Genomic DNA, 13,840 nt, shown 5'->3' on the forward strand with positions numbered 1-13,840 from the left:
TTGGCGACTTTATTAATATACCATTTCGTATTATTAATGTCAACACTTTTTTTAAAATTCCTTTGAAGCTATTTTTCTCAGTTCAAAACTTGTTTGTGTGTTGCCTTAAAGCAACGTTTATTAATTTACCATGTTTTTAAAACTAAATCAAGAGGAATATGCAAAGAAATATACGGAAATTAGTATTTGTATTATTTAATTTATTTATATGCTATTGTGCTCATCATTTTTAGCAAGTGGATTCTCTTGTTTCCTTCTAATTGATTCCATCCTTATCAACCTATTAGCGAGTATCTCTTCCCTATATTCCCTAGACAGTTAACTTCTAAACAAATAATAACAAACCGACATATAAAAGCCCCCATTTACTAAGGATACATGACTTTTTAGAATGGGGGCTAACGAACGATTTATTTATTACGCATTTGCGGGAACAGTAAGACATCACGGATAGACGGGGAATTTGTCAATAGCATGACAAGGCGGTCAATACCAATTCCTAGTCCCCCAGTTGGAGGCATACCGTATTCAAGTGCTTCCAAAAAGTCATCATCCATCAGATGCGCTTCGTCGTTACCAGCATCTCTTTCCTTAACTTGAGCTTCAAAGCGCTCACGTTGATCAATCGGATCATTCAATTCACTAAATGCATTTGCATGTTCTCTTCCTACAATGAATAACTCAAACCGATCTGTAAATCGATCATCTTCTTTATTTTTCTTAGCGAGCGGGGAAATCTCCACTGGATGTCCATAGATAAAAGTAGGTTGAATTAATGTTTCTTCTACTTTTTGTTCAAAGAATTCATTTACGACATGGCCAAAAGTCATCGTTTCTTTAATTGCAATACCATGTTCTTTGGCCAGAGCACGCGCCTCTTCATCTGTCATTTGCTGCCAGAAGTCCGCTCCTGTGTTCTCTTTTACCGCATCTACCATATGAAGTCTTGTCCATTGTGGTTCAAGATCGACTTCTTCATCTCCGTACGTCACTTTTGTCGATCCGAGTACTTCTTTTGCAATATGTGCGACCAGATTTTCAGTTAATGCCATAACATCATGGTAATCTGCATACGCCTCATATAATTCAATCATTGTAAATTCCGGATTATGTCTTGTCGATACACCCTCATTACGGAATACACGGCCGATTTCATATACCTTTTCCAGTCCGCCGACAATTAACCGTTTTAAGTGAAGCTCAATTGCAATACGCATATATAACTCAATATCCAATGCGTTATGATGGGTAATAAAAGGACGTGCAGAAGCTCCACCGGGGATACTATGCATCATTGGTGTTTCCACTTCAAGGAAACCTTGTCCATTCAAATATTCACGCATTGATTGAATGATTCTACTACGTAATACAAAAGTTTCTCTGCTGTCCATATTTGTAATTAAGTCCAAGTAACGCTGACGATAACGTTGCTCAATGTCTTTTAACCCATGATATTTTTCAGGCAGTGGTCGAAGTGATTTGGTTAGCAAGTGGAATTCTGTAGCCTTTACAGAAAGCTCCCCTACTTTCGTTTTGAACATTACTCCCGTTACACCGACAATATCACCTAAATCAGTAGAGTTAAATACTTCGTAGGCATCATCACCAATTGCATCCTTGCGTATATACAATTGAATTTGCCCACTCAGATCCTGGAGATGTGCAAAGCCGGCTTTTCCTTTGCCACGTTTTGTCATCAGGCGGCCAGCAATGGTAACTTTATCAGTCCATTCTTCCAATTCTTCTTTAGAATATTGATCATATTTTTCTATAAGTTCGTTTGATAAATGCGTTCTTGTATACTTTCCACCGAAAGGATCAAGTCCTTTTTCCTGGTATTCGCTTAGTTTGTCACGACGTACGCGCATCTGTTCATTCATTTCTTCTGACACTTTTATCACTCCAGTCATTAATAATATTAAGTATATAGCAAAACACTTCTTCTTTCACGTCTATTCCCTTGCTTTCACCCCTCGACCTTCTTGGTCTTTTCAACTTCCTTTTTGAACACGCACTATATGTAAAGCAGAAAAACCTGCCAGCAAAAAGCCGGCAGATCTCACAACCTTATTATTTTACTCTGCTTTGTCTTTACAAGTCTTTTCCAGCGTAATCTCATCCTTTGAAATGGATAGCTTGGCAGCAATCCGATCAAGTAACTCATCCGACACTGCTTTTGTACCCCGCTCTATATTTCCTAACTGTGCAACGGATACATCTAGTGTCTTTGCGAAATCTATTTGTGTGAATCCTTTCAGTTTGCGAAATGCTTTTACTCTTCTTCCAATTCGTTTTGTGTCCATATGCTTACATCCTTTATGTCTGTATCAGGAAGATCATTAATAAAATCCACTACACTTTTATTCCAGACAGGCAGAATCATATCTGGCGCGATTTCCTGTAATGGAACGAGCACAAAGGCGCGCTCATGCATTCTTGGGTGTGGTATTATTAATCGTTCTACTGTACTATTTTCTTGATTATATGTCAAAATGTCAAGGTCTATTGTTCGTGGACCGAACCGAATTTCTCGTTTACGGCCAAGTTGTAATTCCACCGACTGGCAATACGCAAGCAGTTCCATCGGGGATAAAGCTGTCTCTACTTCAATAACCATATTTAAAAAATCGGCTTGATCCATATATCCTACCGGTGTTGTCTCATAAATAGATGATTGTCTTTTAATGGATATGCGCTCATTTTTCTTGAGCAATTCTAAAGCATTTACTAAATGTTTGTATCTCGGTTCAATATTCGTACCTAAAGCCAGATATGCACGATTCATACTGTTTTCTCCCTTAAAATCTCTACCGCTACGGACTGGTAGTGTCCAGGGATTGGTGGGTCAGGTTTAATTACCTTTACCAAGCATGCTTCCAATAGCTCAAAAGAAGAAAGTAGTTTTTCTGCGATTTCCTCTGCAACAGCTTCAATTAAATTCTTCGCTTCCCCTTCAACAATTTCTTTCACTAGGTTATAAACATGGCCATAGTGTACAGAGTCATACATATTATCTGTCTGGCCGGCATTACTCAAGTCCAAGTAAAGCTCCAAATCTACATTAAATCGCTGACCTAGCTTATTTTCTTCAGGGAACAAACCATGAAATCCATAAAACTGCATATTATTCAGTAAAATTTTATCCAATGTCAGATCCTCCTTCTCTAAGGATAGCATCCGTCATTTTGGCTATTTCTACATTCAGCTTAACATTATGTACACGCATAATTTGGGCACCCTTCACGATTCCCAGAGCTGTAGTCGCACCAGTGCCATTGTCTCGGTCTACAGCGGGGAGATCGAGCACACGACCAATAAATCTCTTTCTGGAGGTCGCTAAAAGAAACGGATATCCCATTCCCACGAACTGTTCCAGGTTATTCATGACAACAAGATTATCCTTAGCCGACTTGGCAAAACCCACTCCAGGATCCAGTATAATATCCTCTTTCCGAACTCCTACATCGACTGCAATTTGAATGCTTTCCTCCAAATCCTTTTTCATATCTTCTATAATAGAGGTATAATCTTCATCTGAACGATTATGCATTAAAATAATCGGAACCTGAGCGTCTGCCGCCACCCGAGCGATTTCCGGTTCTCTTTTCGCACCCCAAACATCATTGATGATATCAGCACCTGCTTTAACAGCCTCTCTTGCTGTATCTGATTTGTACGTATCGATTGAGATTGGAATGTTAATTCTTTTCTTTAACGCTTGAATAACCGGGACAACCCGTTCGATCTCTTCTTCTACGGATACTGGATCATGGCCGGGACGGGTTGATTCGCCGCCGATGTCAATAAAGTCAGCACCTTGCCTTTCCATTAGCACCGCCTGTTCAATCGCTTTTTCAACCGACGTATAATGTCCTCCATCCGAAAAGGAATCTGGTGTAACATTTAAAATCCCCATAATGTGTGTTCTTTCAGATAGGTCATATGTCTTTGTTTTTGTTTTTAAAATCACTTATATAAACCTACTTTCTGTAATTATATGTATGCTTTTATCTATCGTACCCTATCTATAACAAGAAAAAAAGGACCAGCATCTTCATGCCGACCCTTTTGCCTTTATTATTTACTATTCATTGTCTTCAAATTGATAGAGAGGGGTAGATAAATATCGCTCTCCATTATCCGGTAAGATTGCAAGTACTTTCTTACCTTTACCTAACTGCTTAGCAACCTTTAAGGCTGCAGCTATTGCAGCACCGGATGAAATCCCACCAAGAATACCATTCGTTGTAGCCACTTTACGTGATATTTCAAATGATTCTTCATTTTCTACTGTTAATACTTCATCATAAACTTCCGTGTTTAACACTTCAGGTGTGAAACCTGCGCCAATTCCCTGAATCTTATGCGGTCCAGGTGATCCACCTGATAAAATTGGAGATGCTGAAGGCTCTACTGCGTAAATTTTAATACCTTCAAATTTCTCTTTCAACACTTTACCAGCACCAGTGATTGTTCCACCAGTCCCAATACCGGAAACAAATGCATCGAGGCCGTCGCTCATTTGTTCTACAATTTCTTTACCGGTAGTCAGTTCGTGAATTTCTGGGTTTGCAGGGTTACTGAATTGTTGTGGCATAAAATATCCATTATCCCTTTTCAGCTCTTCCGCTTTTGCAATCGCACCTTTCATGCCATCTGCTCCTGGTGTCAATACAAGTTCAGCACCATAGGCACGTAAAAGATTACGACGTTCCTGACTCATTGTATCGGGCATTACTAGTACAGCTTTATATCCTTTGGCAGCAGCTACCATCGCTAGACCAATTCCTGTGTTTCCACTAGTAGGTTCAATAATGGTATCGCCTTTCTTTAAGCCACCATCTTTTTCTGCAGCTTCAATCATTGCAACAGCAATACGATCTTTTACAGAACTCCCTGGATTCATAAATTCAAGTTTTACATATACCTCGGCACTTTCAGCATCTGTCAGGTTATTTAATTTAACAATGGGAGTACCACCAATTAAACCTGTAATATTTTCAGCAACTTTCATATTAACCCCTCCTAATTCCAAGTATTTTCATATGATTTATTTATAATGTACGGCTTTTTAATAAAAATGTCAAATAATTTATCTGAAAATACTGGTTTATTATTCAGAAACACTCCGTAATTAGGTAACTTGTTATTGTCCATATATCCATTCAATGTCTAATTCTTCCCACAAAGGATCTGCATTTAGTGTTTGACCGAGCTCCTGTAACGCTAATTCACTTTCCATATAAGGTTTAATTTCTTCATATGTAAATTTAATTTCCGGTAGCTCTTTATGCAGATATAAAATAGCTACACCATTTTCAGCCTGAAAAGGTTCACTATAGGTGTGATCATCCATTTCTAATGCCTCTTCTTCATAACTGCTCGGCAGAAACTGACTTGATGTATAAATGGATCCTAAATACCCACCGCCGTTTTTCGTTTCTTCATCGATTGAATACTCTCGTGCAAGCAATTCAAATTTAGCACCCTGCTCTAATTCAGAGTAAACCTTTTCGGCAGTCTCAAAATTATCAACAAGAATATGAGAAAGCTTGATTGATGACGAGAAATTATATTGTTCACCGTAAGTATCATAATACGTTTGCAATTCCTCTTCAGGGATGGATGCATCTGCAGTTAACAATTGTTGTAACTGGTAGCGATAAATAATATCTTCCCGCCACTTTTCCTCTTCCCTTTCAGATTCCTCTTCTGTCATAATATCTTGCATGGTATACAAGAATGAAATCTCACGCTGCATAATTTTCTCATCAATCTCAATATTTTCTTCTTGAGATAATTGATTAACTACCACACGATCAACCATTGTTTTTAACTGTTTTTGACCATGAGCAGATCTTAATTTATCCACCCATTGCTGATAAGAAATTTCTTCCTCACCAATAGTTGCAACAGGTTCATTTTGCTTTATTTCCATTTCATCATTTTCACTTATGACCGTCTTTTCCTCTTGGTTCCAAAACAATAGAGAAGCAATATTTGTTACTAGAAGCACAACAACGATACCAAGTAGTAATTTTTTTGACATATTGTTAAACTCCCTTCCCTACCGTTTCAATTCTTCTAATTCCTGTTCTGTAAAATGATATTTTTCATTACAAAAATGACAGATGGCTTCAGCACCATAATCTTCATCAATCATACTTTGGATTTCTTCATTTCCAAGACCTACGATTGCATTAGCCAGTCTTTCTTTCGAACATTTACAACGAAACTCGATTGGCATTGCTTCATGGACTTTTACTTCTTCCCCCGCAAACAATTGCTGTAAGATTTGTTCCGGATTCTTCCCTTCACGAATGAGGCTCGATATGGATGGGAAGGATTGTATCTGTTCCTCCAGCCTGGTAATAACTTCTTCATCTGCACCAGGCATTACTTGCACAATGAAACCACCGGCAGCCAAAATCGTGTGATCGGGATTAACTAAAACACCTGCTCCTACAGCAGTAGGCACTTGTTCCGATGTAGCAAAGTAGTACGTAAAATCTTCACTGATTTCTCCAGAAACAATCGGGACCTCTCCAGTAAAGTAATCTTTTAGACCCAAATCTTTTATAACGCTTAAGCTTCCTTCTGTCCCTACTGCACGGGCTACATCCAATTTTCCATTTTCATTCAATTCAAAGTCCACATGCGGATTGGTAACATAGCCACGCACATGTCCCTTCGCATTTGCATCCGCAATAATAGCTCCTATTGGTCCATTTCCCAGCACTTTAATGGTATTCGAATCTTCACCCTTGAGCATTGCACCCATCATAGCGGTTATTGTAATCGTTCTTCCAAGTGCTGCAGAAGTTGTTGCCCAGGTATCCTGCCTTCTTCGCGCTTCCTCTACTGTGTTGGTGGATGTAATCGCGTATGCACGGACTTTTCCGTTAAATGTTGTTGCTTTTATAAGGTGATCTTTCATCTAAGGTTCTCTCCTTTTATCGTTGTTGATTTATTTTCTGGTAGATTAAGTAAAGTCCTTTTAACGTTAAATGTGGGTCAACAATATCAATCGTGGTCGATTCATCAGAAATCAAATTTGCCAACCCTCCAGTAGCGATCACTTTTGGATTTCCCTTTTTCTCTTCCTTTATCTTATTGACTAGACCATCAACCTGCCCAACATATCCATAGAAGACACCCGAAGTCATTGCTTCAACAGTCGAAGTCCCAATAACATGATCCGGCGCCTGAATCTCAATCTTTGGTAACTTGGAAGCCTTACTGTACAATGCTTCCATTGAAATATTAATCCCTGGAGTTATAATTCCTCCCGAATATTCGGCTGCTTCATTAATATAACAATAGGTTGTTGCGGTTCCAAAATCAATAATGATGAGTGGTGCACCATGTTCTTTAATAGCTCCAGCCGCATTCACAATACGATCGGCCCCAATTTCCTTTGGGTTTGGATAATTCATTTTCAAATAGGTTTGGAAATCCGCATTACCGATAACCATTGGATCTATATTAAAATAATCCCTACTCATTTTCTCCAATGCGAACATGATTGGTGGTACCACAGAAGAAATGACAACCCCATCAATTTCTGAAAAAGAAACATCTTTAAAATTAAATAAAGATTTAATTAACATTCCAAATTCATCTTCTGTTTTATAGCGGTCTGTTTTTATCCGCCATTCATACTTTAATTTGTCTTTTTCGAATACTCCTAGAACAGTATTTGTATTCCCTACATCAAGTACAAATAACATTAGCCACCATACCTTCCTATCATCTCTGTTTTTTAATATACCATACTTTAGAAATCATTAGAAATGCTATGTTTCAGCTATAAAGGCAAGACAAAAGCAGCCATCAACATGGCTGCTTTTTACTTTATTACTTATCGTTTTTATCTTCCGAATCGGCATCGGAATTTTTATCGTTCATAATCGGATCTTCGATATAATTCTTGTTATCAGTTTCAGCCTCAGCTTCTACTTCTGCTTTTTCTTTGGCCTCATCATAAGATAATGCTTCTTCTTCATCTTTTGAATGAATATTTACTTTAACATCGTCTTTCGCAGGTTCTACCGGATTTGGAAGTTTACCTTCGTCAAACAATGATTTAATTTGCCTTGCATCCAATGTTTCAACCTCAAGAAGTGTTTGAGCAATTAACTCCAATTTATCCTTGTTTTCAGTAAGGATTTTCTTGGCGCGGTCATAACAATAATTAATAAAGTTTTGCATTTCTTTATCAATTTCTTCAGCAATAGCCTCACTATAGCTTGAATCGCTGTTAATATCGCGGCCCAAGAATACATTACCGCCACCACCACTAGTGAATTGAATTGGTCCAATCTTATCACTCATACCATATTCGGTAATCATTTTATTAGCAATCGATGTAGCACGTTGGAAGTCATTAGAAGCACCCGTACTTACTTCACCAAAAATAACTTCTTCCGCAACACGACCACCTAAAAGACCAGTAATTTTATCAAACAGTTCTGGTTTCGTCATAAAGTAGCGATCTTCTCTAGGAAGCATCACTGCGTATCCTCCAGCTTGACCACGAGGTACAATTGTAACTTTATGTACCATATCAGCATCATCTAAAATCATACCAATGACTGTGTGTCCACTTTCATGATAAGCAACAATATTTCTCTCTTTTGGCGAAATAACTTTATTTTTCTTAGAAACCCCTGCAATAACACGGTCAGTAGCTTCATCAATATCTAACATACCAATGGATGTACGATCGTTTCTTGCAGCTACAAGTGCAGCTTCGTTTAGCAGGTTTTCAAGATCTGCACCAGAGAAACCTGGCGTGCGCATGGCAATTACTTTCAAGTCAACCGTACTATCAAATGGTTTATTCTTAGCGTGCACGTTAAGTACAGCTTCACGTCCTTTAACATCTGGACGGTCTACCATAATTTGTCTGTCAAAACGACCTGGACGTAACAATGCCGGGTCAAGAATATCTGCACGGTTTGTAGCAGCTATAATAATAACTCCCTCGTTCGCTCCGAAACCATCCATTTCAACGAGTAGTTGGTTTAACGTTTGTTCACGTTCATCGTGGCCGCCACCAAGACCCGCACCACGTTGACGTCCAACAGCATCAATTTCGTCAATAAAAATGATACATGGTGCATTTTTCTTCGCATTTTCAAATAAATCACGTACACGAGAAGCACCGACACCAACAAACATTTCAACAAAGTCTGAACCACTAATTGAAAAGAATGGCGTTCCAGCTTCTCCTGCAACAGCACGTGCAAGTAGTGTCTTACCGGTACCTGGAGGTCCTACTAGTAGTACCCCTTTAGGAATACGCGCGCCGACCGCCGAGAATTTGCGAGGATCTTTCAGAAAATCAACAACTTCGACAAGCTCTTGTTTTTCTTCATCTGCTCCCGCAACATCTGTGAAGCGAACCTTTTGTTTTTCTTCACTATACATTTTAGCTTTACTTTTACCAAAGTTCATGACACGGCCACCACCGCCGCCGCCACCTTGGGCCTGACTAAGTATAAATAGGAAGAAAAGGCCGATTAGTAAAAATGGAACGATTCCAGTAAGGAAGGTTAGCCATGGACTTGGCTGCTCTTCTTCGGCAACGTTTAGAATACTTTGCTCCGTTGCTGTATCCGTAATCTCTGCAATGATTTCTGTATTATCAGGAACCTGTGCAATAAAGATTGTTTCACCATCAGTCAATGTTCCGTTAAAACGGATAATGCCATGTGACGGTTGGTAGGTCAACTCTTCAATCTCACCGTTATTTAAAGAATCCATAAATTGCTGTACATTATATTCTTCTGTTTCTTCACCTTGTCCGTTGAATACTCCTATTACGCCAATTATGACAAAGAAAATGAGCATCCAAAACAGGACGTTACGAAATATTTGACTCATTGCCAACCTCCTCCCAAGCGGGAAAAACTATAGTATATCGTATCATATGAAAAAGTTGAAATACAACTGATATAACTTAAAATCAGGATTTATTTTTCTTCCTGATAACATATTGGTTCATGGGAAAAGTATGATTCCCGTTATTTTACAAAATCTGGTCTTTTATCAGGGTTATTCCCCGCCATAAACTTCTGGTTTCAACACTCCAATGTATGGCAAATTACGGTACTTCTCTGCATAATCGAGGCCATAACCTACCACGAATGCATCTGGCACTTCAAATCCAATCAAATCTGCTTTAATAGCTGCAGTTCTTCCAGATGGTTTATCTAGTAAGGTTACAATCTTAATCGACTTTGCCTTGCGGTATTTAAACAAATCAACCAGATAGCTCAGTGTCAGTCCGCTATCAATGATATCCTCCACAATAATTAAATCGCGTCCTTCAATCTTTGTATTCACGTCTTTAACAATTTTTACTTCTCCGGAAGAAGTAGTTCCACCGTCGTAACTTGAAACATCCATAAAGTCCATTTCCAAGTGTATCTCCGTATAACGAAGGACATCAGACATGAAGGGCATTGCACCTTTAAGCACGCCTATTGCCAGTGGGAATTTGCCATCGTATTCCTTGGAAAGCTGCTTTCCTATCTCCTGACATTTTGATTTGATTTCTTCTTCTGTAACTAAAATATGATCGATTTCACCATGCATGTTGTCCTGAAGCATCTAAAGTCCTCCTAAATTTTTCCCTTTTTCAATAATTAATTGAATAGTCGTGCCCTGTTCCCGTGTTAACTTGGTTTGTCCTTTTTTCAATCCGATAAGCCAAAGGATTTCGCCGCTGTCATCACAAACCAGAGGCCACTTTTCCCTGTCACTCAATGGTATCTTAGCATCTATAAAAATATCTTTCAGCTTTTTGCTTCCATTTAGTCCCTTCCAACTCATTCGATCCCCAGGTTTCCTCGTTCTGATATGTAAGGGCAGATTTACCTGTTCAGCGGAGAAAAGATAAGAGAGATGACCTTGTTGTAGAGTATTTTTTTGAGCGAAGTTTGCAGCAATTATAGAACCATTCGGTAATTCAAGCGTACCGGGAATGTCCAACGTATAATGATAAGAAAGATCAGGGGCCTCCTCGTGATTGGAGAAATAAAATTTCATTAACCCATAAGATTTTTCCAATTTCAGAGCAGATGGGAAATCCAGACGGGCATTTCCAGCTTCACGTTGTATTAAATCAAAAAACTGTTCCTCATGCACATAGGATAAATCCTTTGGCAAGACCTCATATAGATAGTTCAATATTAGATGAAAGGCACGTCTTTGTAAAGTTTGGTAACGGTTTTTAAACAAATTTATCTGAAAGGAAGCCATGTTATTTCCAGCGTCAAAATCAACCAGTTCTTCAACTATTTTCTCTGCTTCCTTTCTGAGAAATTCCTCATCTTCAGATATTGTTTCACTAAGATGTTGAACGGTACGATGTATATTACTATTTTTCTCTTTTATTAATGGCAGTATCTTATTCCTGAAAAAATTGCGTGTATATGCGGTATCGAAATTAGTCAAATCAATTCTTGGCTTAATCTGATGTGCGTTACAATACTCCTCCAGCATTCCTTTTGTTAGGCATAAAAACGGACGAACAAGATAGCCGCTCGAAAATTCCCTTTTCACAGGAATTCCTGAAAATGAGCTGGAAGAGGCAGTACGAGCAAGTTTCATTAGCATCGTTTCCACCTGATCATCACCATGATGACCGAGTGCCAGAAAATCAGCCTGAAAAATTTCCATCTGTTCTTCAAAAAAACGGTATCGAAGTTCTCGAGCAGCTAGTTCCGTACTTTTTCCATGTTTTTCCTTATATGCAAATACATCTAATGATGCACCTTTAAATTCAATATTCCACTCATCACAAATAGTTTTAACGTATTGCAGATCAGCAAGAGAATCCGCTCCTCTTAATTGATGATCTACAGAGACAGCAATTAACGTTAAACCCCATTCATTTTTTAAAGTAGAGAGAAAATGCAGTAACGCCATGGAGTCTGGTCCTCCAGAAACCCCTACAAGAACCGTTGCATTTTTTTTTAGTAACTGGTTCTTTTTTATAAAAGTAAGTACTTCCTGCTTCATCAATGGCCAACTCCAAGAATCATTTTACTAATTAACTCTATCATACCTGTTACATCTAAAAAAGTAGAGAGAAAAGGTAATAAAGTACTGCAAGTAATCCTATTCCCCCTGTTTCAGCAAGATGAATCTTATAAGATGTGTTGGTTTTCTTTCTATGGTAATTTTGCCGCTTCTTCGCTGTATTTATGACTGTTATAAGTTCCTTCTTCATATCTGCACTTGATTGATAGGTTCCTCTAATAGCCCTTTTCAATACACTCCTGTACATATACAGATCTTTGACCTGATCAAGTTTCTTGAAAAGCAGTTTCTCCGACGGTTCTCCACTTTTAACAAATCGATTTGGATAATATATATTTAAGAATACCATTACAAATGCAAAAAGGTCATAACTAGGTTCTGCACGTCTTGTGCCCATTCCCCAATATCCACGGTCAAAAAACTCTGTATATTCCTTTATTGCTCTTCCGGTCTTGGTTGTTCCTCCGACATCTACCCAACGAATTCGTGGTGGAGACGAAACAACAATTAAGTTCTCTGCTTTTAAATCTCCAAATATCCAACCTGTTTGATGTAATTTTTCAAGGTCCTCCAGCAATTGGACCATGAAAACACCAATCCAGTCCTTCCCATTGATTCCAATAAAATGTGATAAGGTTTCCCCTTTTAAATATTCCATCACATAAAAAGAGTAAATTTCCCCAGTTGAAGTAATCCAGTCATCCACATCAAGTAAAGAAGGTCCAAGATGATTTCCTTGGACCTTCTCCAATGACTTTAACACATTTACTTCCACGGTCATCGAAGTTCCTTTTTCACTAATTTTCAATGCTGCAGGCTTTCCTTCATATTCACATAAATAAACGGTTCCGATTGCCCCCGCTCCAAGCTTCCGTTGTACGGTATACCTGCGTTGGTGCCACTTTCCTTTGATACGTGTTCCTGGTGTGAGTTCAATAGCCTGCTTCTTCGATGCCGGGTTCATCTTCATGCCTAAAGCTCCTTAATAAGCTTTTTTTGCCAAATTGATACATTGCTTCTCGTATTGCTGGTCCCGTGGGTGTTATGCCACCACTCGTCAACTTCGGAAAAACAGTTGATATGGAATCAAGCTTCGGAGACCAGTCAAATACTTTCTGAATATCCTTTCGTCTTCCAGGAAAACTGTAAATACAAAAACGGTTTCTTCCAATCCGCGAATTAAGGCTAATGGAAAGATCAATCAAAGCTTCTTTGACGGTTGGTAGTTTACTATGCATACTTGCACTCGTATCAACTAAAACAAGAACTTCAAGATCACTTGTCTCTCCCAAGTCCTCAACAACCTCCATTATTTCCCCACGCTTCTCGGGATCTAAATCTTCAAGACTTTGGTTGGAACCAAGAATCTGTCTAAGTTCTTTATTTACAAAGCCCTGCAACGTTTGTGTCATTGCTTGCTTAGTTACCATCTGAACGGTTTGGGATAGTGATTCACTATATACGATTTGACTGACTCCCCCACCGGATAAAGCGATATCTTCCACTTCTTGTAAACCATCCGGGCTTTCTGTTTGACCATCATCGAGAATACCAATTACATTCACCGTAATACCCTGCTGATACGCAAGAGCTGCAGTAGCAGAAGGATCCTCGCCTTTATTCGAACAACCATCCGTAAGAAGTAAAATTTGTTTCAACGTCCCATTTTTCAATGCCCCAACCTCCCTGTTTATTCCACTAACATCATCACCAAAAAAACAGGAGATTATACATAGGAAAGCGGAGGCAACCGGGAAAAGGAAGGCCGACTAAACCCGGCTCGTCCTGA

At 38.8% G+C, this 13,840-nt stretch carries 14 protein-coding genes; all 14 read right to left on the reverse strand.

Annotated elements, in window-relative coordinates; translation table 11 throughout:
- Nucleotides 1-410: 410 nt before the first annotated feature.
- On the reverse strand, nucleotides 411-1,892 hold the full coding sequence (gene lysS / locus ACHABU_RS17905) for a lysine--tRNA ligase (RefSeq protein WP_435766333.1): 1,482 nt from the start codon (nucleotides 1,890-1,892) through the stop codon (nucleotides 411-413).
- 183 nt (nucleotides 1,893-2,075) lie between these two features.
- Nucleotides 2,076-2,303, reverse strand: a complete 228-nt coding sequence (locus ACHABU_RS17910) for a helix-turn-helix domain-containing protein (RefSeq protein ID WP_435766334.1) — start codon at nucleotides 2,301-2,303, stop codon at nucleotides 2,076-2,078.
- Nucleotides 2,273-2,785 (reverse strand): 2-amino-4-hydroxy-6-hydroxymethyldihydropteridine diphosphokinase, encoded by a 513-nt coding sequence (gene folK, locus ACHABU_RS17915; RefSeq protein ID WP_435766335.1) that lies wholly within the window; start codon nucleotides 2,783-2,785, stop codon nucleotides 2,273-2,275. The genes ACHABU_RS17910 and folK overlap by 31 nt, the downstream gene beginning before the upstream one ends.
- The gene (gene folB, locus ACHABU_RS17920) at nucleotides 2,782-3,147 is read right to left on the reverse strand and encodes a dihydroneopterin aldolase (protein WP_435766336.1); all 366 of its coding nucleotides are present in this window, start codon (nucleotides 3,145-3,147) and stop codon (nucleotides 2,782-2,784) included. The genes folK and folB overlap by 4 nt, the downstream gene beginning before the upstream one ends.
- Nucleotides 3,140-3,970, reverse strand: a complete 831-nt coding sequence (gene folP / locus ACHABU_RS17925) for a dihydropteroate synthase (protein WP_435766337.1) — start codon at nucleotides 3,968-3,970, stop codon at nucleotides 3,140-3,142. The genes folB and folP overlap by 8 nt, the downstream gene beginning before the upstream one ends.
- A gap of 114 nt (nucleotides 3,971-4,084) precedes the next feature.
- The gene (cysK, locus tag ACHABU_RS17930; RefSeq protein WP_435766338.1) at nucleotides 4,085-5,014 is read right to left on the reverse strand and encodes a cysteine synthase A; all 930 of its coding nucleotides are present in this window, start codon (nucleotides 5,012-5,014) and stop codon (nucleotides 4,085-4,087) included.
- A 132-nt stretch (nucleotides 5,015-5,146) separates the two neighbouring features.
- A complete protein-coding gene (locus ACHABU_RS17935) occupies nucleotides 5,147-6,049 on the reverse strand; it encodes a peptidylprolyl isomerase (RefSeq protein ID WP_435766339.1) in 903 nt (300 codons plus the stop codon).
- Between the two features lie 18 nt (nucleotides 6,050-6,067).
- The gene (hslO, locus tag ACHABU_RS17940; protein WP_435766340.1) at nucleotides 6,068-6,937 is read right to left on the reverse strand and encodes an Hsp33 family molecular chaperone HslO; all 870 of its coding nucleotides are present in this window, start codon (nucleotides 6,935-6,937) and stop codon (nucleotides 6,068-6,070) included.
- Between the two features lie 16 nt (nucleotides 6,938-6,953).
- A complete protein-coding gene (locus tag ACHABU_RS17945) occupies nucleotides 6,954-7,730 on the reverse strand; it encodes a type III pantothenate kinase (RefSeq protein WP_435766341.1) in 777 nt (258 codons plus the stop codon).
- A gap of 127 nt (nucleotides 7,731-7,857) precedes the next feature.
- Nucleotides 7,858-9,888, reverse strand: a complete 2,031-nt coding sequence (gene ftsH, locus ACHABU_RS17950; protein WP_435766342.1) for an ATP-dependent zinc metalloprotease FtsH — start codon at nucleotides 9,886-9,888, stop codon at nucleotides 7,858-7,860.
- A 171-nt stretch (nucleotides 9,889-10,059) separates the two neighbouring features.
- Complete coding sequence (hpt, locus tag ACHABU_RS17955; RefSeq protein WP_379496743.1) at nucleotides 10,060-10,602, reverse strand: hypoxanthine phosphoribosyltransferase; 543 nt, start codon at nucleotides 10,600-10,602, stop codon at nucleotides 10,060-10,062.
- Between the two features lie 15 nt (nucleotides 10,603-10,617).
- Nucleotides 10,618-12,030 (reverse strand): tRNA lysidine(34) synthetase TilS, encoded by a 1,413-nt coding sequence (tilS, locus tag ACHABU_RS17960; protein ID WP_435766343.1) that lies wholly within the window; start codon nucleotides 12,028-12,030, stop codon nucleotides 10,618-10,620.
- 55 nt (nucleotides 12,031-12,085) lie between these two features.
- Nucleotides 12,086-13,021: a protein kinase domain-containing protein gene (locus ACHABU_RS17965; RefSeq protein ID WP_435766344.1), complete on the reverse strand. Its 936-nt coding sequence runs from the start codon at nucleotides 13,019-13,021 to the stop codon at nucleotides 12,086-12,088.
- Nucleotides 12,984-13,724 (reverse strand): VWA domain-containing protein, encoded by a 741-nt coding sequence (locus ACHABU_RS17970; protein WP_435766345.1) that lies wholly within the window; start codon nucleotides 13,722-13,724, stop codon nucleotides 12,984-12,986. Before ACHABU_RS17970 ends, ACHABU_RS17965 begins: the two co-directional genes overlap by 38 nt.
- Nucleotides 13,725-13,840 lie beyond the last annotated feature (116 nt).

It is taken from the genome of Oceanobacillus sp. CF4.6 (genome assembly GCF_051262635.1).
Classification (GTDB): Bacteria; Bacillota; Bacilli; order Bacillales; family Amphibacillaceae; genus Oceanobacillus.

Coding starts and splice junctions, on each gene's coding strand:
- ACHABU_RS17910 (WP_435766334.1), bottom strand. CDS start 2,303: ATGGACACAAAACGAATTGGAAGAAGAGTAAAAGCATTTCGCAAACTG.
- folK (WP_435766335.1), bottom strand. CDS start 2,785: ATGAATCGTGCATATCTGGCTTTAGGTACGAATATTGAACCGAGATAC.
- cysK (WP_435766338.1), bottom strand. CDS start 5,014: ATGAAAGTTGCTGAAAATATTACAGGTTTAATTGGTGGTACTCCCATT.
- ACHABU_RS17935 (WP_435766339.1), bottom strand. CDS start 6,049: ATGTCAAAAAAATTACTACTTGGTATCGTTGTTGTGCTTCTAGTAACA.
- hslO (WP_435766340.1), bottom strand. CDS start 6,937: ATGAAAGATCACCTTATAAAAGCAACAACATTTAACGGAAAAGTCCGT.
- ACHABU_RS17945 (WP_435766341.1), bottom strand. CDS start 7,730: ATGTTATTTGTACTTGATGTAGGGAATACAAATACTGTTCTAGGAGTA.
- ftsH (WP_435766342.1), bottom strand. CDS start 9,888: ATGAGTCAAATATTTCGTAACGTCCTGTTTTGGATGCTCATTTTCTTT.
- hpt (WP_379496743.1), bottom strand. CDS start 10,602: ATGCATGGTGAAATCGATCATATTTTAGTTACAGAAGAAGAAATCAAA.
- tilS (WP_435766343.1), bottom strand. CDS start 12,030: ATGAAGCAGGAAGTACTTACTTTTATAAAAAAGAACCAGTTACTAAAA.
- ACHABU_RS17965 (WP_435766344.1), bottom strand. CDS start 13,021: ATGAAGATGAACCCGGCATCGAAGAAGCAGGCTATTGAACTCACACCA.